Genomic DNA, 23,793 nt, shown 5'->3' with positions numbered 1-23,793 from the left:
AATCATTTCACTTTTAAGCATCTGCTACATTGAGAAATTTCGATGCGCTGCCGCAAATCCGGCATTCAGACCGGGTTATGGATATCGATAAAAAGGTGTTCGATATCGAATTCTTCGGACAAGTGGGCACCAAGTGCCTGGATTCCGTAGCGTTCGGTCGCATGGTGCCCTGCCGCAACGAACGCGACGCCGCTCTCGGCGGCCGTGTGCGTCACGTATTCGGACACCTCGCCGGTCAGGAACACGTCCGCGCCGGCATCGATCGCCGCGTCGAAATAGCTTTGCGCGGCGCCCGTGCACCACGCAATGCGGCGCAGCTGCATGTCGAGATCGCCGAGCACGAGCGGCGTGCGGCCGAGCGTGCGCTCGACCTTCGCGACAAAGTGCTCGAGCGTGACGGGCATCGGCAGCGTTGCCATCCAGCCGAGGTCGCCTTCACCGAAACGCTGCTCGCCGATCAGCCCGAGCCGCTCGCCGAGCTGCGCGTTGTTGCCGAATTCGGGATGTGCGTCGAGCGGCAGGTGGAATGCGAACAGGTTCAGGTCGTTCGCGAGCAGCAGCTTCAGGCGCTGGTACTTGCGGCCCGTGATCTGCTGCGGCTCGTTGCGCCAGAAATAGCCGTGATGGACGAGCACGGCATCTGCCCCCCATTCGAGCGCGGCTTCGAGAAACGCGACCGACGCCGTCACGCCGGTGGCGATCTTCTCGATCTTGCGGCGCCCCTCGACCTGCAGGCCATTCGGGCAATAGTCCTTGAAGCGCGCGGTTTCAAGGGTATTGTTCAAGTACAATTCAAGTTCGATCCGATCCATATAAACCTCTAATCCATTCAGATGCTTAGACGCTTCTGGCTGTTCTTCGCGCAGGCGGTTACCGTGCTGCTCGCGCTGATGTTCATCGTCGTGACGCTCAAGCCGCAATGGCTGCAACGGCAAGGACAGCTCGGCAAGCAGCTCGCCACGCCGATCGTTGCGCTGCGGGAAGTCGCGCCGGGCATCGGCGGCGCACCGGCGACCACGTCGTACGCCGAAGCCGCGCAGAAGGCGATGCCGGCCGTCGTCAACGTGTTCTCCAGCAAGGACGGCTCGCTGCCGCCCGACCCGCGCGCGAAAGATCCGCTGTTCCGCTACTTCTTCGGCGACCGCAACGCCCGCAAGCAGCAGGACGAACCGGCCGCCAACCTTGGCTCGGGCGTTATCGTGAGCCCTGAAGGTTACATTCTAACGAACCAGCACGTCGTGGACGGCGCCGACCAGATCGAAGTCGCGCTCGCCGACGGCCGCACGGCCACCGCGAAGGTAATCGGCAGCGATCCCGAAACCGATCTCGCCGTGCTGAAGATCAACATGACGAACCTGCCGACGATCACGCTCGGCCGCTCCGACCAGTCTCGGGTCGGCGACGTCGTGCTCGCGATCGGCAACCCGTTCGGCGTCGGCCAGACGGTCACGATGGGGATCATCAGCGCACTGGGCCGCAACCACCTCGGCATCAACACGTTCGAGAACTTCATCCAGACCGACGCGCCGATCAACCCCGGCAACTCGGGCGGCGCGCTGGTCGACGTGAACGGCAACCTGCTCGGCATCAACACCGCGATCTACTCGCGCTCGGGCGGCTCGCTCGGCATCGGTTTCGCGATTCCCGTGTCGACCGCGCGCACGGTGCTCGAAAGCATCATCACGTCAGGCTCGGTCACGCGCGGCTGGATCGGCGTCGAACCGCAGGACGTCACGCCCGAAATCGCCGAGTCGTTCGGGCTCTCGCAGAAATCGGGCGCGATCGTCGCCGGTGTGCTGCAGGGCGGCCCGGCCGACAAGGCCGGCATCAAGCCGGGCGATATCCTGGTCACGGTCAACGGCGAGGAAATCACCGATACGACCAAGCTGCTGAACACGGTCGCGCAGATCAAGCCGGGCACGCCGACCAAGGTGCACGTCGTGCGCAAGGGCAAGGAATTCGACGTGAGCGTCGTGATCGGCAAGCGCCCGCCGCCGCCGAAGCAGACGCTCGACGAGCAGGACAGCGATACCGAATGACGTCAGGCGAGCGGCGCGCAGCCGCGTGCCGAACCCCGCCGGGAACGAAAAAGGGCAGCCGCTTGGCTGCCCTTTTGCTTTGTATCGAAAGACCCTCGTTGCCGGAACGGTGCCCTCTTCTCCACACGCTTTCCGACCGACCACGCTGCCGGGCGCTCAGGTCTGGCCGGAAGCCCGGCCGCCGCGCACCGCTCGGCGCCCCATCATCAACTGGCGGCTTCGCCGTTCTCCGCCTCGCCTTCCTCGGCCGGCTTCTTCGGCACGAAGAACCGCGCAGCCAGCAGCCCGATCTCGAACAGCACGACCAGCGGCAACGCGAGCATCAGTTGCGAGAACACGTCCGGCGGCGTGACGACCGCCGCGATGACGAACGCGCCGACGATCACGTACGGGCGCATCTCCTTCAGCTTCTTCAGCGACAGCACGCCCATCCGGACGAGCAGCACGACGACGATCGGCACCTCGAACGTGACCCCGAACGCGATGAACATCCCGAGCACGAAGCTCAGGTAGTTGTCGATGTCGGTGGTCATTTCCGCCCCGAGCGGCGCGTTGTAGTGCGCCATCACGCGGAAGATCGTCGGGAACACGAGGAAGTACGCGAACGCCATCCCGCACAGGAACAGGACGTAGCTGCTGCCGACGAGCGGCACGACGAGCTTTTTCTCGTGCTGGTACAGCCCCGGCGCGACGAACGCCCAGATCTGGTACAGCACGATCGGCAGCGCGATCACGAGTGCGACGAGCATCGTGACCTTCATCGGTACGAAGAACGAGCCGGTGACGTCGGTGACGATCATCTTGCCGTCCTTCGGCAGGTTCTGCATCAGCGGCCGCGCGAGCAGCCGGAAGATGTCGGGTGCCCAGTAGACGAGCCCGAGGAACACGACGATCACGGCCGCGCCCGCGCGAATGATGCGGTCGCGAAGCTCGACGAGATGGGAAATGAAGGTTTCTTCCGGGGCGTCGCCCGGGTTCTGCTGGGGGTCGCTCACGCCGGCCCTCGGTAGGATTGACGAGCGAGCATGCGCTCGGCTCAGAAGAAGCGCGTCGGCCGGCGCAAGCTGGCCGGCTGGTGGCGCGCGACACGCGCGGCGCCCGACTGCACGTGCGTGCGGCGAGTGGTCGCGCGCTTGTACCAGGCAGGCGCAGCCGCCTGCTTGACGCGCCAGTTGCGGCGCTTCGGCGCGAGCGCGGCCGTACTGCCGCGCCACGACGGCGCCGTGGGTGTGCCGGAACCGTAAGAACCGGCGTCGCCCGCCGCCTCGTTAAGACCACCGACCGCGGAATGCCACGTGTCGTTCAGGTCCTTTTCGTGCTCGCGCAGGTTGTCGTGAATCGTCGTCTCGACATTGCGCGCGGCCGCCTCGAAATCGGTCTTCATCGTCCGCAGCGCGTCGAGTTCGATTTCGCGCGAGACCTCGGCCTTCACGTCGTTGATGTACCGCTGCGCACGGCCGAACAGCGCGCCTGCCGTACGCGCGACGCGCGGCAGGCGCTCGGGGCCGAGCACCACGAGCGCGACGACGCCGATCAGCGCCATCTTCGAAAGACCAAGATCCAGCATCGCGAATGCCTGTCAGCGTACCGGCGTTACGCCTTGTTCGAGTCGGAACGCGTCGTTTCCTTCGCGTTGACGTCGACCGAGCCCGAGCGCGGCAGTTGCTGCGCGTCAGCCGGTGCTTCGCCTTCCTTCATGCCGTCCTTGAAACCCTTGACGGCGCTGCCGAGGTCGTTGCCGATGTTGCGCAGCTTCTTCGTACCGAAAACCAGCGCGACGATCAGCAGCACGATCAGCCAGTGCCAAATGCTCAATCCACCCATGATGAAACCTCTCCTCAACCACGCCGCTACGCGGCGCAAATCGCCGGCAACGCGCCGGCTTCGACTATCGATGCGGGGAAACGCCCCGCGCCGTCAACCCATCCGCTGCCAGGGGCGCGGGCCGGCCAGGATATGCGCGTGCAGGTGGTAAACCTCCTGCCCGCCGCCCGGGCCCGTGTTGATCACCGTACGGAAACCGGTTTCGCCACCCGTGTACGCGACGCCGAGCTGGCCGGCGAGACGCGAGACGAGCAGCATCAGCCGGCCGAGCATCGGCGCATCGGCCTCGCTCGCCGCCGACAGCGTCGGCAGATGCTGGCGCGGAATCACGAGCACGTGCGTCTCGGCCGCCGGGCGGATGTCGCGGAACGCGACGAATTCGTCGTCCTCGTGCACCTTCGTGCTCGGGATCTCGCCTGCCGCGATCTTGCAGAACAGGCAATTCGGATCGTGACTCATGTTGCTCCTGCAGACGCCCGCGCGCGGCCGGTCAGAACCAGGCCTGCGGATCGAGCGGCTTGTTGTCGTTCAGGTACAGCCAACCCTTGATGATACGGTACAGCGTCCAGATCCATGTGACAAACATCACTGCGAATCCGACCACCACGAACATCAGCGCGAACCCGATCACGTACGCGATCAGCGCGCGCCAGAACGTGCGGATCTGCCACTCGAAGTGGGCGGCATACGGCGTGCCGGCCACGTCGTCGCGCTTCACGTAGTTGATGATGATCGCGATGATGCCCGTGACGCCGCCCGTGAGCCAATGAAACGCGTAGAGGCCGTAGAGCACGTGAGTCAACGTGCGCAGCCCGTTCAGGCGTTCGGCGTCCGCGGCCCCCGGCACCGACGGCGGCGGAAACTGGCTTGGCGTATCGGTCATGATGCTACCCCCGTTAGATGACAATTCTTACAGCTTACCGCACTGTGGCCATCCCGCGACAAGGGTCCGTCAACCGCCGTTTTCCTCGCGCTCGCGGCGCTTGCGCAGGGCCTTCTCCTCGATACCCGACAGCCCTTCGCGGCGTTCGAGCTCGGCGATCACGTCGGCCGGGCTCAGGTCGAAATGCGACAGCATCACGAGGCAGTGGAACCACAGGTCGGCCACTTCGCCGACGAGCGCGGTCGGCGCGCCGCCCTGGCGCACGTCCTTCGCGGCCAGCACGACTTCCGTCGCCTCTTCGCCGATCTTCTTCAGCACCGCGTCGTCGCCCTTGTGGAACAGGCGCGATACGTATGATTGATCGGGGTCGCCGCCCTTGCGGCTATCGATCACGGCCGCGAGGCGCAGCAGCGTGTCTTCGGTCGATTGCGTCATTTGTAGATGTGTTCGGGATCTTTCAGCACCGGCTCGACCGCGACCCAGTCGCCGCTGTCGACGGTGCCTTCGAATTTCTGGAAGAAGCACGAATGCCGGCCGGTGTGGCATGCGATGCCCGACACCTGCTCGACCTTCAGCAGCACGACGTCCTCGTCGCAATCGAGCCGCACCTCGTGCACGTGCTGCACGTGGCCCGACTCCTCGCCCTTGAACCACAGGCGCTTGCGCGAGCGCGAATAATAGACCGCGCGCTGCGTCTCGATCGTCTTCGCCAGCGCCTCGCGGTTCATCCACGCGAACATCAGCACGTCGTTCGTCGACGCTTCCTGCGCGATCACCGGCACGAGGCCGTTGTCGTCCCAGCGGACCTTGTCGAGCCACGCGGGCAATGCATTCGTTTCCGTATTCATCACAGCCTCACCGGGATGCCCTGGTCGGCCATGAAGCGCTTCGCCTCGCCGACCGTGTGCTCGCCGTAGTGGAAGATGCTCGCGGCCAGCACCGCATCGGCGCGGCCGTCCTTGATGCCGTCAGCCAGATGCTGCAGCGAGCCGACACCGCCCGACGCGATCACCGGCACCGGCACCGCGTCCGATACCCCGCGCGTGAGCGCGAGGTCGAAACCCGACTTGGTGCCGTCGCGGTCCATGCTCGTGAGCAGGATCTCGCCCGCGCCGAGCTCGGCCATCTTGCGCGCCCATTCGATCGCGTCGAGGCCCGTGTTCTTGCGGCCGCCGTGCGTGAAGACTTCCCAGCGCGGCGTCTCGCCGTCGGCCGACACGCGCTTCGCATCGATCGCGACGACGATGCACTGCGAGCCGTACTTGTCGGCCGCGTCGCGCACGAGCTGCGGGTTCGCGACCGCCGACGAATTCATGCTGACCTTGTCCGCGCCTGCGTTCAGCAGGCGCCGCACGTCCTCGACGGCGCGCACGCCGCCGCCGACGGTCAGCGGAATGAAGACCTGCGACGCGACCGCTTCGATGATCGGCAGGATCAGGTCGCGCTGGTCGGACGTCGCGGTGATGTCGAGGAACGTCAGTTCGTCGGCACCCTGGTCGTCGTAGCGGCGAGCGATTTCGACGGGGTCGCCCGCGTCGCGCAGCTCGACGAAGTTGACGCCCTTGACGACACGCCCGGCGGTCACGTCCAGGCAGGGGATGATGCGTTTAGCTAGAGCCATGATGGTGCGCCAGAGGCCGCGATGGGACGGCCGGTTGCGGAAGCCTCGCGCGAGGCTTCCGGTCGGGGCCGCCCGCAGGCAGCCCCGGCGAAGGGGACAACCGCGATCAGGCGTTGTCGAGTTCGCCGTTCAGTTCGTCCGCGCGCTTTTGCGCGGCCGCGAAGTCGAGATCGCCGGAGTAGATCGCACGGCCGCAGATCACGCCTTCGACGCCTTGCTCTTCCACTTCGCACAGGCTCTCGATGTCCGTGAGGTTCGACAGGCCGCCGCTGGCAATCACCGGGATGCCGACCGCCTGCGCAAGCTTCACGGTCGCCTCGATGTTGATGCCCTGCAGCATCCCGTCGCGGCCGATGTCCGTGTAGACGATCGATTCGACGCCGTAGTCCTCGAACTTCTTCGCGAGATCGATCACTTCGTGGCCCGTCAGCTTGCTCCAGCCGTCGGTCGCGACCTTGCCGTCCTTCGCGTCCAGCCCGACGATGATGCTGCCGGCGAACGCGGTGCACGCGTCCTGCAGGAAGCCCGGATCCTTCACGGCCGCGGTGCCGATGATCACGTAGGACAGGCCCGCATCGAGATACTTCTCGATCGTCTCGAGGCTGCGGATGCCGCCGCCGAGCTGCACGGGGATTTCATCGCCGACTTCGTCGAGGATCGCCTCGATCGCCTCGAGATTCCTCGGCTTGCCGGCGAAGGCGCCGTTCAGGTCGACCAGATGGAGCCGCCGGGCGCCGAGATCGACCCACTTGCGGGCCATCGCCGCCGGGTCCTCGGAGAAAATCGTAGCCTGGTCCATATCGCCCTGTTTGAGGCGTACACACTGACCGTCTTTTAGATCGATGGCCGGAATCAGCAACATAGCAATCGGGTGTCGTCGTGGAAAAAGAAAAGAATCCGGCGCGCACCGGCCAAACCGGTGCCGCGCCGTCTCGCTAGTTTAGTACAACTCTTTCGGCGTCTTGGCGGGCAAGCCCCGTGCGACAGGCCTTTCCGGCCCGCCGACTGTGGCACGCACGCGACGTTCACGGTTTCCAGTGTACGAAGTTGCGATACAGACGCAACCCGACCTCCGCGCTTTTCTCGGGGTGGAATTGGGTCGCGAAGAGGTTGTCCCGCGCGACCGCGGACGTAAACGGCGCGCCGTAGGCCGTTTCGCCAACCGTATGCGCCGGGTTGTCCGGGCTCACGTAATAGCTGTGCACGAAGTAGAAATACGCGTCGTCGGGCACGCCATCCCACAGCGGGTGCGGCTGCGACTGGCGCACGCGGTTCCAGCCCATCTGCGGCACCTTGAAGCGCGAGCCGTCGTCCTGCAGGCGGCCGTCGAGCTCGAAACGCACGACCTTGCCGGGCAACAGGCCGAGGCCCTTCGTGTCGCCTTCCGCGCTCCAGTCGAACAGCATCTGCTCGCCGACGCACACGCCGAGCAGCGGCTTCGTGCGCGACGCCTCGATCACGGCCTCCTGCAGGCCCGATTCGCCCAGGCAGCGCATGCAGTCGGGCATCGCGCCCTGGCCGGGCAGCACGACACGGTCGGCCGCACGGATCGCGGCCGGCGTGTCGACGATCGCCACGTCGGCGGCCGGTTCGGCCTTCTTGAGCGCCTGCGCGACCGAGCGCAGGTTGCCCATCCCATAATCCACAATCGCAATCGAAGTTTTCATCTCAGTGCAGGCAGTAGCGCCCTCAGTCCATTGACGATGAATTCCACCGCCAGCGCCGACAGCATCAGACCCATCAGCCGCGTGGCGATGTTGATGCCCGTGCGGCCGATCCAGTTCGCGATCGGCTCGGCGAGCCGCATCGCGACGAAACACAGAAAAGCCAGGACCGCGCCGATCGCGACCAGCCCGGCCCGCTCATACCAGTGATGCGAGTTCGCCGCATAGATGATCACCGTGCTGATCGAGCCGGGGCCCGTGAGCAGCGGAATCGCCAGCGGCACGACCGCGATGTTGTCCTTCAGCTCGGCCTCGTGGCGCTCCTCCGGCGTCGATCGCGTGTTGCCGATCTGCGCGTTCAGCATGTTGATCGCCATCAGCAGCATGATGATCCCGCCGCCCACCTCGAGCGACCCGACCGAAATGCCGAAGAAGTCGATGATCTGCTGCCCGAGCAGCGCCGTCACCGTCATCACGCAGAACACCGACACCGACGCGATCCGGATCGTACGCCGCCGCTCGATGTCCGTCTGCTGCGCCGTCAGGCTCAGGAAGAACGGCACCGCGCCGATCGGGTTGATCAGCGCCAGCAGCGAAATGAACGATTTGAGCAGATCCATCGCAAGCCGGCGCTGCGCGCCGAAGCCGTGAGGTTGTCCTTGACGCTCCGTCCGGTCAGTTCGGGTTAGAGGCTGCCCTTCGTCGACGGGATCTGCCCCGCCGCACGCTCGTCCAGCTCCACCGCCGCGCGCAGCGCACGGCCGAAGGCCTTGAACACGGTCTCGAGCTGATGGTGCGCGTTGATCCCGCGCAGGTTGTCGATGTGCAACGTGACGCCCGCGTGGTTCACGAAACCGCGGAAGAACTCGATCGACAGGTCGACGTCGAACGTGCCGATACGCGCACGCGTGAACGGCACGTGGAATTCGAGGCCCGGCCGGCCCGAGAAGTCGATCACGACGCGCGACAGCGCCTCGTCGAGCGGCACGTACGAATGGCCATAGCGGCGGATGCCCTTGCGGTCGCCGATCGCCTTCGCGACGGCCTGCCCGAGCGTGATGCCGACATCCTCGACCGTGTGGTGGTCGTCGATATGCGTATCGCCATGCGCTTCAACCTCGAGATCGACCAGACCGTGTCGAGCGATCTGGTCGAGCATATGGTCGAGGAACGGCACGCCGGTAGCCAGCTTCTGCTGGCCCGTGCCGTCGAGATTGAGCTTCACACGGATCTGCGTTTCGCTGGTATTGCGAACGACTTCCGCCACACGCATGGCAATTCCTTGACTGAGTCGATGTAAATGGGGATTGATCGTTTCGCGCTGCGGCGCCCGCAGGCTCACCCGGGCAGCGCGAGTTTCAAAGCGGCCAGCAGGCGTGCGTTTTCGTCGGGAGAGCCGACGGTCAGCCGCACGCATTCAGCCAGCAACGGATGCATTTTACTCACGTTTTTGACCAAAACCCGCTCGGTGAGCAGCGCGTCGAACACGGCGGCCGCGTCCGGCACGCGCACCAGCAGGAAATTGCCGGCACTCGGGAACACCGTCGCGCCCGGCAACGCGGCCACGGCCTGCGCGAGGCGCGTTCGTTCCGCACGCAGGTCGGCCGCCTGCGCGTCGAGCACGCCGAGGTGGTCGAGCAGGAAATCGGCGGTCGCCTGGGTCAGCACGTTGATGTTGTACGGCGGGCGCACCTTGTCGAATTCGGTCAGCCACGCGGGCGAACCGACGAGATAACCGAGGCGGATGCCCGCGAGGCCGAGCTTCGACACCGTGCGCATCACGACGACGTTGTCGAACTCGGCGGCGCGCGGCAGCCACGAGCGAACGGCGAACGGCTGGTACGCCTCGTCGATCACGATCAGGCTGTGCCGCGCGGCCGCGACGATCCGTTCGATGTCGGCATCGTCGTACAGCGTGCCGGTCGGGTTGTTCGGGTAAGCGAGATAGACGAGCGCCGGACGATGCTCGGCAATTGCCGCGAGCATCGCGTCGACGTCGAGCGTCAGGTCGGCCTTCAGCGGCACGCCGACGAATTCGAGCTGCGCGAGCTTCGCGGACAGTTCGTACATCACGAAGCCCGGCACCGGCGCGAGCACCTTCGCGCCCGGCTTCGCGCAGGCGACCGACATCATGCTGATGATTTCGTCCGAGCCGTTGCCGAGCAGCACGTCGCAGGCGGCCGGCACGCCCATCGCGTGGCGCAGCTTGTCGATCAGCGCGGCGGGGCGCGGCGCCGGGTAGCGGTTCAGCGCGACCTGCGCGAGACGCTCGCCGAGCGCCGCGGCGAGCGGTTCGGGCAGCGGGTACGGGTTCTCCATCGCGTCGAGCTTCACGAATCCGCTCGCGTCCGGCACCGGGTAGCTCGTCATCGCGAGCACGTCGCGGCGGATGATGTCTTGTGGCGTCGTCATGGTCTCAAGCCGGCGTGCGTCGCGCCGGCGTCAAATGATCGGCAAGGCGGCGGCCGCCGCCCTGCACAGGTGTCTCCGGCCCCGGCCTTCGGGGTGCAGGCCGGGCGGCCCATCAGCGCCTGCCCCGGCCCCGTGCTGCGTGCGCTCAGCTCTTCATCCGGAACTCGGCGCTCTTCGCGTGCGCCTGCAGCCCCTCGCCGTACGCGAGTTCGGATGCGATTTCGCCGAGTGTCTGCGCGCCTTCGGCGCTGACCTCGATCAGGCTCGAGCGCTTGATGAAGTCGTACACGCCGAGCGGCGACGAGAAACGCGCGGTGCGCGACGTCGGCAGCACGTGGTTCGGGCCCGCGCAGTAGTCGCCGAGGCTCTCGCTCGTGTAGCGGCCAAGGAAGATCGCGCCCGCGTGGCGGATCTGCTTGCCCCATTGCTGCGGCTCCAGCGCCGAGATTTCGAGATGCTCGGGCGCGATGTCATTCGCGATCCGGCATGCCTCGGCCATGTCGCGCACCTTGATCAGCGCGCCGCGGCCCTCGAGCGACGCACGGATCACATCCTGGCGCGGCATCGACGGCAGCAGCTCGTTGATCGCCTTCTCGACGCGCTCGAGGAACGCACCGTCCGGGCACAGCAGGATCGACTGCGCGAGCTCGTCGTGCTCGGCCTGCGAGAAGAGATCCATCGCAACCCAGTTCGGATCGGTCGTGCCGTCGCACAGCACGAGGATTTCCGACGGCCCGGCGATCATGTCGATGCCGACCGTGCCGAACACGCGGCGCTTCGCCGACGCGACATACGCATTGCCGGGGCCGCAGATCTTGTCGACGGCCGGCACCGTCGCCGTGCCGTACGCGAGCGCGCCGACTGCCTGCGCGCCGCCGATCGTGAACACGCGATCGACGCCGCCGAGCAGCGCCGCGGCGAGCACTAGGTCGTTCTTCACGCCGTCCGGCGTCGGCACGACCATCACGATCTCGCCGACGCCCGCGACGCGCGCGGGAATCGCGTTCATCAGCACCGACGACGGGTACGCGGCCTTGCCGCCCGGCACGTACAGGCCGACGCGATCGAGCGGCGTGACCTTCTGGCCGAGCACCGTGCCGTCGCTTTCCGTGTATTGCCAGCTATGCGTCCCGCACTCGATCTTCTGCTTCTCGTGGTACGCGCGCACCCGCGCAGCCGCCGCTTCCAGCGCCGCGCGCGCCTTCGGCGCGAGGCCGTCGAGCGCCGTCTGCAGCGCGTCCTGCGGCAGCTCCAGCGCGGCGACGCTGTTCGCGCTCAGCCGGTCGAAGCGGTTCGTGTACTCGAGCACCGCGGCGTCGCCGCGCGACTTCACGTCGGCGAGGATCTGCGTGACCGATTGCTCGATCGCCGCGTCTTCGCTCGCCTCGAATGCGAGCAGCGTGCGCAGCGCGGCGCCGAAGCCTTCGCTCGTCGAATCGAGCTTGCGGATGGTGATGGCCATGGGAGTTCCGTTACGGTGATGCGCTCAACCGCCATTCTGCGACGCGCGTTCGAACGCGTCGAGGATCGGCTTGAGTGCCGTGCGCTTCAACTTCAGCGCAGCCTGGTTCACGACGAGGCGCGACGAGATCGCCATGATCTCCTCGACCTCGACCAGATTGTTCGCCTTCAGCGTGCCGCCCGAGCTGACGAGGTCGACGATCGCGTCGGCCAGCCCGACCAGCGGCGCGAGTTCCATCGAGCCGTACAGCTTGATCAGGTCGACGTGCACGCCTTTCGCGGCAAAGTGTTCGCGCGCCGTTTCGACGTACTTCGTCGCGACGCGCAACCGCGCGCCCTGGCGCACGGCGCTCGCGTAGTCGAAGCCGGCCGACACGGCCACCGACATCCGGCAGCGTGCAATGTTCAGATCGATCGGCTGGTACAGGCCCGAGCCGCCGTGCTCGACCAGCACGTCCTTGCCGGCCACGCCGAAGTCGGCCGCGCCGTATTCGACATAGGTCGGCACGTCGCTCGCGCGCACGATGATCACGCGCAGGTCAGGGTTCGTCGTCGGCAGGATCAGCTTGCGCGACGTTTCCGGATCCTCGGTCACCTGCACGCCGGCCGCGGCCAGCAGCGGCAGGGTTTCCTCGAAAATCCGGCCCTTCGACAGGGCGAGGGTCAGCGGCGCGGTCATGCTTGGCTCCCGGAAAGGCGGCGCACGTTCGCGCCGACGGCGGTCAGTTTGGCTTCCATGCGGTCGTAGCCGCGGTCCAGGTGATAGATGCGGTCGACGAGCGTTTCGCCATCGGCACGCAACCCGGCGATCACGAGGCTCGCCGACGCACGCAGGTCGGTCGCCATCACGTTCGCGCCCGACAGCTTCTCGACGCCCGTCACGAGCGCGGTGTTGCCGTCGATCGTGATGTTCGCGCCGAGCCGGTTCAGCTCCTGCACGTGCATGAAACGGTTCTCGAAAATGGTTTCGACGACTTGCGCGGTGCCCGTCGCGACCGTATTGAGGGCCATGAACTGCGCCTGCATGTCGGTCGGGAACGCCGGGTATTCCGACGTGCGGATCGTGACCGCCGACGGCCGGCGGTCCATCTTCACGCGCAGCCAGCTGTCGCCTTCCTCGATCGACACGCCGGCTTCGCGCAGCTTGTCGATCACCGCGTCGAGGATGTACGGGCGCACGCCCGTCAGCCTCACGTCGCCGCCTGCCGCCGCGACCGCGCACAGGAACGTGCCGGCCTCGATACGGTCGGGGATCACCGAATGACGCGCGCCGTGCAGCCGCTCGACGCCCTGGATCACGAGGCGATCGGTGCCGATGCCGTCGATTTTCGCGCCCATCGCGACCAGCAAGTGTGCGAGATCGCTCACTTCCGGCTCGCGCGCGGCGTTTTCGATCACCGTCTCGCCGTCGGCGAGCGTTGCGGCCATCAGCAGGTTCTCCGTGCCCGTCACCGTGATCATGTCGGTCACGATGCGCGCGCCCTTCAGGCGCTTCGCGCGGGCTTCGATGAAGCCGTGCTCGATGCTGATCTCGGCACCCATCGCCTGCAGGCCCTTGATGTGCTGGTCGACCGGACGCGCGCCGATCGCGCAGCCGCCCGGCAACGACACCTTCGCCTCGCCGAAACGCGCGAGCAGCGGCCCGAGCACGAGGATCGATGCGCGCATCGTCTTCACGAGTTCGTACGGCGCCACGAGGTTGTCGACGCGCGACGCGTCGAGCTGCACGCGGCAGCCGTCGGTCTCGCTCTTCACGCCCATCTGGTTCAGCACCTTCAGCGTGGTGCGCACGTCCTTGAGATTCGGCACGTTGTCGAGATCGACCGGATCGGCGGTGAGCAGCCCCGCGCACAGGATCGGCAGCGCGGCATTCTTCGCACCCGACACGACGATCTCGCCCGACAGGCGATGGCCGCCTTCGATCACGAGCTTGTCCATCCCATGGCCATGCGATTCCCCGTTGGCGGCCGGGTGTGCCGTGGCGACGCTCTGGACGGCGTCGCGCTCGTTGACGGTGACTTGCACTCAGTGAGTTCCGGTTATGCGTTCTGCCATTCGGCGGGCGTCAGCGTCTTCATGCTGAGCGCGTGAATTTCTTGCTTCATGCGATCGCCGAGCGCCGCGTAGACGAGCTGGTGCCGCTGGATCGGGCGCTTGCCTTCGAAGGCCGCCGACACGATCGTCGCGAAGAAATGCTGGCCGTCGCCTTCGACTTCCAGATGCGTGCAGGCGAGACCGCCGGCGATGTATTGCTTGACCTGTTCGGGAGTCGGCAACATGGTGTAAGGCTCCTGTCGGCGCGCGCCGCCCGGATGGCGGCCGCTGCCTGTCGATATCAATGACGCAGTTTGTAGCCGGTCGCGAGCAGCCGCATCGCGATCAGCGCGAGCAGCACGAAGAAACCGGTGACGATCGCGAGGCTCGCGAACGGGTTGATGTCGGACGCGCCGAAGAACCCGAAACGGAAGCCGTCGATCATGTAGAAAAACGGATTGAGACGCGAGATCTCGCGCCACACGGGCGGCAGCGAGTGCGTCGAATAGAACACGCCGGACAGGAACGTCAGCGGCATGATCAGGAAGTTCTGGAACGCCGCGAGCTGGTCGAACTTCTCGGCCCAGATCCCGGCGATCAGGCCGAGCGTGCCGAGGATCGCCGAGCCGAGCAGCGCGAACGCAATGATGAACAGCGGCGCCGCGAAATGCATCGGGATAAACCAGATCGTCACGACGAACACGCCCGTGCCGACCGCGAGGCCGCGCACCACGGACGCGAGCACGTATGCGCCGAAGATGTCGCGGTACGACAGCGGCGGCAGCAGCATGAACACGAGGTTGCCGGTGATCTTCGACTGGATCAGCGACGACGAGCTGTTCGCGAACGCGTTCTGCAACACGCTCATCATCACGAGGCCCGGTACGAGAAAGCTCACGTACTCGACGCCCGGATAGACCTCGACGCGGCCCGACAGCGCGTGGCCGAAGATCGTCAGGTACAGCAGCGCCGTGACGATCGGTGCGCACACCGTCTGGAACGACACCTTCCAGAAACGCAGCAGTTCCTTGTAGAACAGTGTTTGAAAACCGCTTCCCGGCACTCGCCGGGCCGCCCCAAGAGTGCCGGGCGCCCCCTCGGGGGGCAGCGAACGAAGTTCGCGTGGGGGTTGTTGATTCATGCCAATCCCTCGATGACGTCTGCCCCGTTCATCACCTGGACGAACACATCTTCGAGGTCGGCCTTGCGGACCTCGATCTCGTCGAACGTGCAGCCCGCCGCGCGGCATTGCGCGAGGATCCGCTCGACATCGTCGTAGCTCGTCAGGCGCAGCAGGTGCTCGCCCGGCGCGCGGGCGGCCGGATCGGACTCCAGCCCGCGCAGCTCGGACGGCAGCGCGCCGGTCGCGAGCCGCAGGTACAGCTGCAGCCCCGCGAAGCGGCGCAACAGCGCGTCGGTGCGGTCGAGCGCGACCACTTCGCCACGGCGCAGCATCGCGATGCGGTCGCACAGCGATTCGGCTTCTTCGAGGTAGTGGGTGGTCAGCACGATCGTGTGGCCTTCGCGGTTCAGGCGCGAGATGAATTTCCACAGCGTCTGGCGCAATTCGACGTCGACGCCGGCGGTCGGTTCGTCGAGCACGATAACGGGCGGCCGGTGCACGAGCGCCTGCGCGACCAGCACGCGGCGCTTCATCCCGCCCGACAGCGCACGCATGTTCGCGTCGGCCTTCTCGGTGAGGTCGAGATTGGCCATCACTTCGTCGATCCAGTCGTCGTTGCGGCGCAGCCCGAAATAGCCGGACTGGATCCGCAGCGTCTCGCGGACGGTGAAGAACGGATCGAACACGAGTTCCTGCGGCACGACGCCGAGCGCGCGGCGCGCACCACGGAAGTCCTTGACGACATCGTGGCCGCGCACCGAGATACTGCCTTCGTCGGCCCGGGCGAGCCCGGCGAGGATACTGATGAGCGTGGTCTTGCCTGCGCCGTTGGGGCCGAGCAGACCGAAAAACTCGCCTTCCTCGACCGACAGGCTGACGCCCTTGAGCGCCTGAAGCGATTTGTAGCGCTTCTTGACGTGACGGATTTCTATGGCTGACATGACTGTGCGCGACGCAAGGGCCGCGACGCCTATTCTGTGCTTGCTGCGAATGAAAATGGGGGCCGGACGCCGATTGGCTGCCCCGCAAAACGCTTGATTATAGGGCAAACCGGCTGGTGGAGCCGGTGCCGGAGGCACGCGGCCTGAAGCGTGCGCGCGCCGGCTGGCGCGGCAGGCTCCGGTCGGACAGGGTCAATGTCGCCCGGTGCCTTCGATGAGCGCGTCGACGCCGTAGGCGCGCGCGAGGCTGGCGAGCTTCGGGGGGAGATTGAGGATGTCGAGGGTCGCGCCGCGCGTTTTGGCGGCACGTTGCCATGCGAGCAGCACGGCGAGCGCGGACGAGTCGAACTGCGTCAGCGCCGCGCAATCGACGGCGGTCGCGCCCGCGCCGATGCGCGCAAGACCGTCCGCGAGCGCGGACTTCGCGCTCGCGACGGTCAGCGAGGAGCCGGCTTCGAAGCCGCTCACGACGCTTGCTTGCCGGCGGCAAGTTGCTGGTTGCGCTGCGTGAGGAACTGGATCAGGCCGTCCACGCCGCTTTGCTGGATCTTCTCGTTGAACTGCTGCTGGTACGTCTGGATCAGCCATGCGCCGAGCACGTTCAGGTCATACACCTTCCAGCCGCTTGCCGACTTGTACAGGCGGTAATCGATCTGGACCGGCTGGCCGTTGTTCATCGCGACCGTCTTGACCACGACATCGGTATCGGCCGGATCGGCACGGAACGGCGGGTACTGGATCTGCTGGTCCGGCTTCAGCTGCGCCAGCGCGCCCGAATACGTGCGGATCAGCAGCAGCTTGAACTGCTCCTGAACCTGCTGCTGCTGCTCGGCCGTTGCCGCGCGCCAGTTGCGGCCCATCGCGAGCTGCGTGGTGCGGCGGAAATCGGTGTACGGCAGGATGTCCTTGTTGACGATCGTGATGATGCGGTTGGTATCACCCTGCTTGATCGTCTGTGCCTTGACTTCGTCGAGCACCTGCTGCGTCGCCGTCTTGATCAGCGCCTGCGGGTTCGACTGGTCGACTTGCGCGTGGGCTGCGCTGCCGAACGAGAACAGCGCCGCGAAAACGGGGATCAGGAACAGTTTTTTCATCATAGTGACCTGCATGAATGAGTCGATGCGGAGGTTGGAGCAGGTAGCTTACGCGCAAGTTCGCGCACGCTACCCACTGAATCGTTTCCGGCTGTAACGAATGTAAATCCGTCAGTGCAGACGAATGCTCGGGAAGCGGAACCCGCCCGGCGACGGCGGTGCCACCTGCATCGGCGGCACGGTCGTTTCGCTGGCCGGGTTCGGCGATCCGGCCGTGCCCGAAGCCGGTGCGGCCACCGCCGCGCCCGATGCGCCTGCCGGCGCCGTCGCACCGCCCACCGCTGCCGCGCCCGCCGTACCGGCTGCCGCCGGTGCCGCGCCGTCATCCGGCAGGTCGTACTTCGGCAGCGCGTCGTTGCTCGACGTCGCGGCCGCCTCGCCGCGCGCATTGCTGATCAGCATCTGGCGACGCTGCAGGTACGCGTTACGCACGAACGAATACTTGTCGAGTGCGGCGGCATCCAGCACGTCGCCCGCGCCGAGCAGGTTCGAACGCGTGTTGACGAGGTTGACGCCGAACAGGCCCCAGCTCACGCCATCCGGCTTCACGTAGGTGAGCGGGTTGCCGACGTAGTCGACGCCCAGGCCGGCCGTGTCGCGCAGCGTGCTCGGGCCGAGCAGCGGCAGCACGAGATACGGGCCCGACGGCATGCCGTAGCGGCCCATCGTGATCCCGAAGTCGGCCGTGTGCTTCGGCAGCTTCGCGATCGTCGCGACGTCGAACAGGCCGCCGACGCCGAACACCGTGTTGATCACGACACGCATGATGTCGCCGACGCCGTCTGCGATCCGCAGCTGCACGATGTTGTTCGCCGCGATGTAGACGTCGCCGATGTTCGAGAAGAAGTTCGTCACGCTGTCGCGCACCGGCTGCGGCACCACATACTGGTAGCCCTTCGCGACCGGCTTCAGCGCATACGTGTCGACCGTGTCGTTGAACTTGTACATCGTCCGGTTGAAGCCTTCGAGCGGATCGCCCTTGGTCGGCGTCTGCACGGTCGCGCAGCCGCTCAACGCGGCGACTGCCGCTACCGCCAGCGCGGCGTGCCTGATGCGGATCGTCTGCATGGTCATTACCCTCTTCTTTTCTCTCGTCTGGTTATTGGGCCGCCGAACCGGATGCGGCGGACACCGCCGACGCCGGAACCGCCACCGGTGCCGGCGCGGCCGGTGCACCGGCTGCCGGCTTCGCACCGCCCGCATCGGCGGCCTTGCTGTACAGGAACTGGCCGATCAGGTTCTCGAGCACGATCGCCGATTGCGTCATCGTGATCGTATCGCCCGTCTTCAGCATTTCGGTGTCACCGCCCGGATCGACGCCGATATATTGCTCGCCGAGCAGGCCCGACGTCAGGATCTTCGCCGACGAATCCTTCGGGAATTGATACTGGCCGTCGATATCGATCGTGACAAGTGCCTGGTACGTATTCGTGTCGAAACCGATCGTCTTTACGCGGCCAACCACGACGCCCGCACTCTTCACGGCCGCGCGCGGCTTCAGCCCGCCGATATTGTCGAATTTCATCTTCACCGAATAGGTCGGCTGAAACGACAGCGAGCTCATGTTGCCGACCTTCAGCGCCAGGAACAGCACCGCAAGGAAGCCCACCACCACGAACAGGCCGACCCAGAAGTCGAGAGCAGTCTTTTTCATCGTCATTCCAAAATTTGGCTTGGCTGAGGCTTAGCTGAACATCAGCGCGGTCAGCAGGAAATCGAGGCCGAGTACGGCGAGCGACGCGAACACGACCGTCTTGGTGGTCGCGCGCGACACGCCTTCGGGCGTGGGCTTCGCTTCATACCCCTGATACAGCGCAATGAAGGTCACGGCGAACCCGAACACGATGCTCTTGATCACGCCGTTGCCGACGTCGGCCCAGACCTGGACCCCGCCCTGCATCTGCGACCAGAACGCACCCGGGTCGACGCCGATCAGCACGACGCCGACGAAGTAACCGCCGAGCACGCCGACCGCGTTGAAGATTGCTGCCAGGAGCGGCATCGCGATGATGCCCGCCCACATGCGCGGCGCGATCACGTTCTTGATCGGGTCCACCGCCATCATTTCGAGCGCGGTGAGCTGCTCGCCGGCTTTCATCAGACCGATCTCGGCCGTGAGCGACGTGCCCGCGCGGCCCGCGAACAGCAGCGCGGTGACGACCGGCCCCAGCTCGCGCACGAGCGACAGCGCGACCAGCAGGCCGAGCGCCTGCTCGGAACCGTAGCGGTTCAGCGTGTAATACCCCTGCAGGCCGAGCACGAAGCCGACGAACAGCCCCGACACGGCGATGATCACGAACGAATAGTTGCCGAGGAAGTGGATCTGCTTCGTGACCAGCCGCGGCCGGCGCAGCAGCGGGAAGAATTCCAGCACGAGGCGCACGAACAGCCGCGTGCCGTAGCCCGCGCGCTCGAGGCCGCCGATGACGTAACGTCCGATCGCGCTGATCATGCGCGCCCTCCGCCGAGCCCGAAATCCGCTGCGAGCGGCGGGCTCGTGTAATGAAATTTGAACGGGCCGTCCGGTGCGCCGTCGATGAACTGCCGCACGCTCGGATCGGTCGACGCACGCAGCTCGTCGGGCGTACCCTGCGCGAGCACGCCGCCGTTGGCCAGGAAATACACGTAATCGGCGATCGCGAACGATTCGGGCACGTCGTGCGTGACGAGGATCGACGTCGCGCCCAGCGCCTGGTTCAGCGTGCGGATCAGGTTCGCGGTGATGCCGAGCGAGATCGGGTCGAGGCCCGCGAACGGCTCGTCGTACATGATGAGCTGCGGATCGAGCGCGATCGCACGCGCCAGCGCGATGCGGCGCGCCATCCCGCCCGACACCTCGGACGGCATCAGGTCGCGTGCGCCGCGCAGCCCGACCGCATTGAGCTTCATCAGCACGAGGTCGCGGATCAGGTCTTCGGGCAGGTCGGTATGCTCGCGCAGCGCGAACGCGACGTTCTCGAACACCGACATGTCGGTGAACAGCGCGCCGAACTGGAACAGCATGCCCATCTTGCGGCGCAGCGCGTACAGGCCGTCGCGCGTTTGCGCGCCGACATCGGCGCCGTCGAACAGCACCTGGCCGCGGCGCGCGCGCACGAGGCCGCCGATCAGGCGCAGCACGGTCGTCTTGCCGCAACCCGACCCGCCCATGACCGCAACAACCTGCCCACGCCCGAAGCGCAAGTTCAGGTTGGACAGGACGAGGCGGTCGCCGTAGCCAAAGTCGACGTCGCGAAGTTCCAGCAGTGTCTCGGTAGGAGTGGGGCTCACGGAGCTGACAGTCCTTATACGCAGAACGCCGAATTATAGGGCCTGCATTGGAATGATGTCGTGACGCCGTTCCGGGCCCTGCGGTCAATGATTGTCAAATTGTCCGCGAAAACATTGCTGCAATGCAACAACGGCGGCCCGGTAGTCAGGTGCACCCGTCACCGCACTGACCACCGCGACACTGCCGACGCCCGTCGCCAGCACGGCCGGCAGCGCGTCGAGCCCCACCCCGCCGATCGCGACGAGCGGCGCCCGCGCGCCCGCGAAGCGCGCATAACGGGCAATCCGCGCAAGGCCCTGCGGCGGCGCGGCAACGGCTTTGGTCGCGGTCGCGTACACGGGGCCGAGTGCGAGGTAGCTCGGGCGCTCGTGCAGCGCCCGCAACATTTCGTAATAACCATGGCTCGAAAGTCCGAGCCGCAGGCCCGCGCGTGCGATCGCGGCCAGATCGGCCGTTTCGAGGTCTTCCTGGCCCAGATGCGCGCCGTACGCCCCCTCTTCTGCAGCGATCTGCCAGTGATCGTTGATGAACACGCGCGCATCGGGATGACGGCGCCCGGCCGCAACCGCGCGCGCGATTTCCCGCCGCAACGTGTCCGGCGTCGCGCCTTTGACGCGCAGCTGCACGGTCCGCACACCGCAATCGAGCACGCGCTCGACCCATTCGGCGTCCGGCACGACCGGATAAAGGCCGAGTTGCGCGGGACACGGCGCGAACGCAGGTTCGGGCGCGGCCGGCAGCCCTGCGACACGCGGGAACCGCGCGGCGTCGACCGGCCACGCATCGGCGGCGCGCGTTTCGTCACCGTCCCGCCAGGCCAGCGCCAGCACCAGCGCGTCGACCGGTGCAAAGCCGCAATCGAGGAACGCGGCGAGCGCGGCAATCCAGTCGTCCGCGAGCGGATGCGCGGCGTCGAGCGCGTAGCGCGCGCCCGCCGCGTGCAGCACCGCGCCCTGCTCGTCGAATTCGATCGCAACCGCGCCCGGCGCCGCCGGCCGCGACGCGGCCGACGCGCGCGCCTGCGCGGCGCGGTCGCCGGCCGATACGATCAGCACGTCGCCGTCGGCCGGTGTGTCGGGTACCGCGACACAAAGCCGCCATAGCGCCGTGCCGCCCGGCCATTCGCCCAGGCGAGCGCGAATCCGTTCGGCCGCTTCGGCCAGCTCGTCGGCCGGCGGCCAGAATGCATCGGCGAAACGCGCGCTCATGCGCCGCCCCCGTCCTGATGCCAGAACGGCATCCCGACGACCGGCGTGCTCGCATGCGCGGTCTCGCGCGCGTCCATCGGCCCGGCGAGATACGCGGCGCGGCCGGCCTCGACGCCCTGCGCAAACGCGCGAGCCATGATCTCGGGGTGTGTGGCCTGCGACACGGCGGTGTTCAGCAACACGCCGTCGAAGCCCCACTCCATCACCTGGCACGCGTGTGACGGCACGCCGAGCCCCGCGTCGACGATCAGCGGCACGTCGGGCAGCCGCTCGCGCAGCACGCGCAGGCCGTACGGGTTCACGACCCCCTTGCCCGTACCGATCGGCGCGCCCCACGGCATCAGCGCCTCGCAGCCGACGTCGAGCAGGCGCCGGCCGATCACCAGATCCTCGGTGCAGTACGGCAGCACCTTGAAACCGTCCTTGACCAGTTGCGCGGCCGCTTCGATCAGGCCGACCGGGTCGGGCTGCAGCGTGTAGTCGTCGCCGATCAGTTCGAGCTTGATCCAGTCGGTGCCGAACACCTCTCGCGCCATGTGCGCGGTCGTCACGGCTTCGGCAACGGTCTGGCAGCCGGCCGTGTTCGGCAGCAGCGGCACCGCGTGGCGCTTGAGCAGGTCGAAGAAGCCGGCTTCGGCCGTGCCGCCCGTCATCTGGCGGCGCAGCGCGACCGTCACCATCCCCGGGCGCGACGCGGCGATCGAATCGGAAAGCGACTGCAGCGACGGATAGCGCGACGTGCCGATCAGCACGCGGCTTGCGAAAGTTTCGCCGTACAGCGTCAACGCGTCGGCGGAGGTGAGGGACGTCATGTCGTTTTCCTGAAAGAGCGGGGACGAACCGGCGGCGCTCAGCCGCCCGCGACGGGGTGCACGACGTCGAGCTTGTCGCCCGCCGCGAGTGCGCGCGCCGCGTGCTGCGTGCGCGCGACGAAGTTGCCGTTCAGCGCGACCGCGTACGGCGGACGTGCGCCGTACGCGGCGAGCGCATCGGCCACCGTTGCGCCGTCGGGCAACGTCAGGTTCTGTTGGTTGATCTGGATATCCATGAGGCTTCGTCGAATTCGGTCGGCGGTGCGCGTCAGGCCGGCTGGCGCACGTCGTTACGGTGATGAAGGAGCGTCGGCCAGCGTGCGGCGTCGCGCCACGCGGCGAACGCGTCGACATCGCCGAACGCGCCGTCGAGCGCGGCTTCGGCGAGCGCGACCGCCGCATGCGCGACTTCCGGCGCGATCATGAAGCCGTGCCGGTACAGGCCGTTGACGGCGAGCGTCGACGCGCCGTCCCAGATCACCGCCGGGCGATGATCGGGCAGCGTCGGCCGGCACTGCGCATTGAGCTCGAGGATGCGCGCCTCGCCGAACGCCGGATGCACGGAGAACGCCGCGCTCAGCAGTTCGAGCGCGGAGCGCACGCTGACGGGCGACATGTCCTCCCCTTCCACCTCGGTCGCGCCGATCACATAGAGATCGTCCTGCTTCGGCGCGATGTACAACGGATAGCGCGGATGCAGCAGCCGCACGGGCCGGGTGAGCCCGATGCCGGGCGCGCGCACGCGCGCGACTTCGCCACGGATGCCGCGCAACGCGGGCAGCGCGGATTTCGCGCCGAGCCCGCGGCAATCAATCGTGAAATGCGCGGCGGGCAGGTTCGCATCGTCGATCGTGACGTGCCAGTGCAGGTCGACGCCGCGCTCGGCGAGCCCGGTCGCGAGCGCGCGCAGCGCCTGGCGATTGTCGAGCTGGCCTTCGTTCGGCAGCAGCAGGCCGCGCGCGAAGCGGCCCGCGAGCACCGGCTCGGCCGCGTCGACCTGCGCGCCGGCGAGCGTCACGAAACCGCTGTCGAACAGGTCGGCCGGCGCGTTCGCGCGCACGCGCCGCTCGAACAACGGCGCCTCCGCGCGATCCGCGTGATGCCAGACGACGAGCGTGCCGTGATGCTGGAAGAAGACGGGTTCGGGCAGTTCCGCGAGCCACTGCGGCCAGCGCGCGAGCGACGCGGCGCCGAGCTCGGTGATCAGCAGCTCGGCGCTCGCCGCTTCCGCGAGCGGCGCGAGCATCGCGGCCGCGATCCATGCGGCCGACTGCTCGCCGTCCGGGCCGCCGCGCTCGTAAAGCGCGACGCGATGCCCGTCGCCCGCGAGCCGCCATGCGATCAGGCGGCCGACGAGGCCGCCGCCGAGCACTGCGAAATCGGGTCGAGTATCCCGGGCGTTCATC

The 23,793-nt window shown here is 66.9% G+C and carries 31 protein-coding genes; 1 reads left to right on the top strand and 30 read right to left on the bottom strand.

The genetic code is table 11. The annotated features are described in order from the left end of the window. Positions 1 to 65: 65 nt before the first annotated feature. Complete coding sequence (locus ACPTTF_RS01910) at positions 66 to 812, bottom strand: Nif3-like dinuclear metal center hexameric protein (RefSeq protein ID WP_166965673.1); 747 nt, start codon at positions 810 to 812, stop codon at positions 66 to 68. Between the two features lie 21 nt (positions 813 to 833). On the opposite strand from ACPTTF_RS01910, the gene ACPTTF_RS01905 reads away from it, so the two are divergent. Further along, positions 834 to 2,039: a Do family serine endopeptidase gene (locus ACPTTF_RS01905; RefSeq protein ID WP_166965675.1), complete on the top strand. Its 1,206-nt coding sequence runs from the start codon at positions 834 to 836 to the stop codon at positions 2,037 to 2,039. 206 nt (positions 2,040 to 2,245) lie between these two features. Here the strand turns inward: ACPTTF_RS01905 and tatC are convergent, their stop codons facing one another. The 29 genes from tatC to ACPTTF_RS01760 form a co-directional block, all read right to left on the bottom strand. Next, a complete protein-coding gene (tatC, locus tag ACPTTF_RS01900; protein ID WP_423370098.1) occupies positions 2,246 to 3,034 on the bottom strand; it encodes a twin-arginine translocase subunit TatC in 789 nt (262 codons plus the stop codon). Positions 3,035 to 3,075: 41 nt separating this feature from the next. Beyond that, on the bottom strand, positions 3,076 to 3,606 hold the full coding sequence (gene tatB / locus ACPTTF_RS01895; RefSeq protein ID WP_423370097.1) for a Sec-independent protein translocase protein TatB: 531 nt from the start codon (positions 3,604 to 3,606) through the stop codon (positions 3,076 to 3,078). A 26-nt stretch (positions 3,607 to 3,632) separates the two neighbouring features. Further along, positions 3,633 to 3,863, bottom strand: a complete 231-nt coding sequence (tatA, locus tag ACPTTF_RS01890) for a Sec-independent protein translocase subunit TatA (RefSeq protein ID WP_011350736.1) — start codon at positions 3,861 to 3,863, stop codon at positions 3,633 to 3,635. 93 nt (positions 3,864 to 3,956) lie between these two features. Continuing rightward, positions 3,957 to 4,322: a histidine triad nucleotide-binding protein gene (locus ACPTTF_RS01885; RefSeq protein ID WP_021161851.1), complete on the bottom strand. Its 366-nt coding sequence runs from the start codon at positions 4,320 to 4,322 to the stop codon at positions 3,957 to 3,959. Positions 4,323 to 4,353: 31 nt separating this feature from the next. Then, a complete protein-coding gene (locus ACPTTF_RS01880) occupies positions 4,354 to 4,746 on the bottom strand; it encodes a DUF4870 family protein (protein ID WP_046544796.1) in 393 nt (130 codons plus the stop codon). A gap of 69 nt (positions 4,747 to 4,815) precedes the next feature. Continuing rightward, a complete protein-coding gene (locus ACPTTF_RS01875) occupies positions 4,816 to 5,181 on the bottom strand; it encodes a phosphoribosyl-ATP diphosphatase (RefSeq protein ID WP_006485344.1) in 366 nt (121 codons plus the stop codon). Then, complete coding sequence (gene hisI / locus ACPTTF_RS01870) at positions 5,178 to 5,594, bottom strand: phosphoribosyl-AMP cyclohydrolase (protein ID WP_039366640.1); 417 nt, start codon at positions 5,592 to 5,594, stop codon at positions 5,178 to 5,180. The genes ACPTTF_RS01875 and hisI overlap by 4 nt, the downstream gene beginning before the upstream one ends. Then, positions 5,594 to 6,367 carry an imidazole glycerol phosphate synthase subunit HisF gene (gene hisF, locus ACPTTF_RS01865; protein WP_011350732.1) on the bottom strand — a complete coding sequence of 258 codons (774 nt, stop codon included), beginning with the start codon at positions 6,365 to 6,367 and terminating at the stop codon, positions 5,594 to 5,596. Before hisF ends, hisI begins: the two co-directional genes overlap by 1 nt. 106 nt (positions 6,368 to 6,473) lie before the next feature. Beyond that, positions 6,474 to 7,229 carry a 1-(5-phosphoribosyl)-5-[(5-phosphoribosylamino)methylideneamino]imidazole-4-carboxamide isomerase gene (gene hisA, locus ACPTTF_RS01860; RefSeq protein WP_166965683.1) on the bottom strand — a complete coding sequence of 252 codons (756 nt, stop codon included), beginning with the start codon at positions 7,227 to 7,229 and terminating at the stop codon, positions 6,474 to 6,476. Between the two features lie 163 nt (positions 7,230 to 7,392). Continuing rightward, complete coding sequence (gene hisH, locus ACPTTF_RS01855; protein ID WP_044845955.1) at positions 7,393 to 8,034, bottom strand: imidazole glycerol phosphate synthase subunit HisH; 642 nt, start codon at positions 8,032 to 8,034, stop codon at positions 7,393 to 7,395. After that, entirely contained in the window at positions 8,031 to 8,651 is a 621-nt protein-coding gene (locus ACPTTF_RS01850) for a YchE family NAAT transporter (RefSeq protein WP_059522287.1), read from the bottom strand. The genes hisH and ACPTTF_RS01850 overlap by 4 nt, the downstream gene beginning before the upstream one ends. A gap of 65 nt (positions 8,652 to 8,716) precedes the next feature. Next, on the bottom strand, positions 8,717 to 9,304 hold the full coding sequence (hisB, locus tag ACPTTF_RS01845) for an imidazoleglycerol-phosphate dehydratase HisB (RefSeq protein WP_011350728.1): 588 nt from the start codon (positions 9,302 to 9,304) through the stop codon (positions 8,717 to 8,719). Positions 9,305 to 9,369: 65 nt separating this feature from the next. Next, on the bottom strand, positions 9,370 to 10,443 hold the full coding sequence (gene hisC / locus ACPTTF_RS01840) for a histidinol-phosphate transaminase (protein WP_423370096.1): 1,074 nt from the start codon (positions 10,441 to 10,443) through the stop codon (positions 9,370 to 9,372). A 145-nt stretch (positions 10,444 to 10,588) separates the two neighbouring features. Then, positions 10,589 to 11,905, bottom strand: coding sequence for a histidinol dehydrogenase (gene hisD / locus ACPTTF_RS01835; RefSeq protein WP_423370095.1), 1,317 nt, complete (start codon positions 11,903 to 11,905; stop codon positions 10,589 to 10,591). A gap of 24 nt (positions 11,906 to 11,929) precedes the next feature. Next, entirely contained in the window at positions 11,930 to 12,583 is a 654-nt protein-coding gene (gene hisG / locus ACPTTF_RS01830; RefSeq protein ID WP_011350725.1) for an ATP phosphoribosyltransferase, read from the bottom strand. Then, positions 12,580 to 13,929, bottom strand: a complete 1,350-nt coding sequence (murA, locus tag ACPTTF_RS01825; RefSeq protein ID WP_423370094.1) for a UDP-N-acetylglucosamine 1-carboxyvinyltransferase — start codon at positions 13,927 to 13,929, stop codon at positions 12,580 to 12,582. The genes hisG and murA overlap by 4 nt, the downstream gene beginning before the upstream one ends. A 14-nt stretch (positions 13,930 to 13,943) precedes the next feature. After that, entirely contained in the window at positions 13,944 to 14,183 is a 240-nt protein-coding gene (locus tag ACPTTF_RS01820; RefSeq protein ID WP_006477131.1) for a BolA family protein, read from the bottom strand. 56 nt (positions 14,184 to 14,239) lie between these two features. Continuing rightward, positions 14,240 to 15,079, bottom strand: coding sequence for an ABC transporter permease (locus ACPTTF_RS01815; RefSeq protein ID WP_243771842.1), 840 nt, complete (start codon positions 15,077 to 15,079; stop codon positions 14,240 to 14,242). Next, positions 15,076 to 16,002, bottom strand: coding sequence for an ABC transporter ATP-binding protein (locus ACPTTF_RS01810; protein WP_011350722.1), 927 nt, complete (start codon positions 16,000 to 16,002; stop codon positions 15,076 to 15,078). Before ACPTTF_RS01810 ends, ACPTTF_RS01815 begins: the two co-directional genes overlap by 4 nt. 192 nt (positions 16,003 to 16,194) lie before the next feature. Continuing rightward, positions 16,195 to 16,470: an STAS domain-containing protein gene (locus ACPTTF_RS01805; protein WP_085042787.1), complete on the bottom strand. Its 276-nt coding sequence runs from the start codon at positions 16,468 to 16,470 to the stop codon at positions 16,195 to 16,197. Next, a complete protein-coding gene (locus ACPTTF_RS01800) occupies positions 16,467 to 17,096 on the bottom strand; it encodes an MlaC/ttg2D family ABC transporter substrate-binding protein (protein WP_166965691.1) in 630 nt (209 codons plus the stop codon). Before ACPTTF_RS01800 ends, ACPTTF_RS01805 begins: the two co-directional genes overlap by 4 nt. A gap of 111 nt (positions 17,097 to 17,207) precedes the next feature. After that, positions 17,208 to 18,164, bottom strand: coding sequence for an MlaA family lipoprotein (locus ACPTTF_RS01795; RefSeq protein ID WP_166965711.1), 957 nt, complete (start codon positions 18,162 to 18,164; stop codon positions 17,208 to 17,210). A 31-nt stretch (positions 18,165 to 18,195) separates the two neighbouring features. Next, positions 18,196 to 18,756 carry an outer membrane lipid asymmetry maintenance protein MlaD gene (gene mlaD, locus ACPTTF_RS01790; protein WP_166965693.1) on the bottom strand — a complete coding sequence of 187 codons (561 nt, stop codon included), beginning with the start codon at positions 18,754 to 18,756 and terminating at the stop codon, positions 18,196 to 18,198. A 24-nt stretch (positions 18,757 to 18,780) separates the two neighbouring features. Continuing rightward, positions 18,781 to 19,548: a lipid asymmetry maintenance ABC transporter permease subunit MlaE gene (gene mlaE, locus ACPTTF_RS01785; RefSeq protein ID WP_006486220.1), complete on the bottom strand. Its 768-nt coding sequence runs from the start codon at positions 19,546 to 19,548 to the stop codon at positions 18,781 to 18,783. Continuing rightward, positions 19,545 to 20,366 carry an ABC transporter ATP-binding protein gene (locus ACPTTF_RS01780; protein ID WP_006477138.1) on the bottom strand — a complete coding sequence of 274 codons (822 nt, stop codon included), beginning with the start codon at positions 20,364 to 20,366 and terminating at the stop codon, positions 19,545 to 19,547. Before ACPTTF_RS01780 ends, mlaE begins: the two co-directional genes overlap by 4 nt. Positions 20,367 to 20,450: 84 nt before the next feature. Continuing rightward, a complete protein-coding gene (thiE, locus tag ACPTTF_RS01775) occupies positions 20,451 to 21,575 on the bottom strand; it encodes a thiamine phosphate synthase (RefSeq protein WP_423370093.1) in 1,125 nt (374 codons plus the stop codon). Next, positions 21,572 to 22,387, bottom strand: a complete 816-nt coding sequence (locus ACPTTF_RS01770; RefSeq protein WP_011350714.1) for a thiazole synthase — start codon at positions 22,385 to 22,387, stop codon at positions 21,572 to 21,574. Before ACPTTF_RS01770 ends, thiE begins: the two co-directional genes overlap by 4 nt. Positions 22,388 to 22,425: 38 nt before the next feature. Next, complete coding sequence (thiS, locus tag ACPTTF_RS01765) at positions 22,426 to 22,623, bottom strand: sulfur carrier protein ThiS (protein ID WP_011350713.1); 198 nt, start codon at positions 22,621 to 22,623, stop codon at positions 22,426 to 22,428. Between the two features lie 32 nt (positions 22,624 to 22,655). Beyond that, a complete protein-coding gene (locus ACPTTF_RS01760; protein ID WP_423370092.1) occupies positions 22,656 to 23,792 on the bottom strand; it encodes an FAD-dependent oxidoreductase in 1,137 nt (378 codons plus the stop codon). Between the last annotated feature and the right edge of the window lies 1 nt (position 23,793).

Source organism: Burkholderia crassaminum (assembly GCF_964265005.1).
Taxonomy (GTDB): domain Bacteria; phylum Pseudomonadota; class Gammaproteobacteria; order Burkholderiales; family Burkholderiaceae; genus Burkholderia.
Note: the sequence above shows the minus strand (reverse complement) of the source record. Positions and strands in the feature narration are given on the sequence as shown.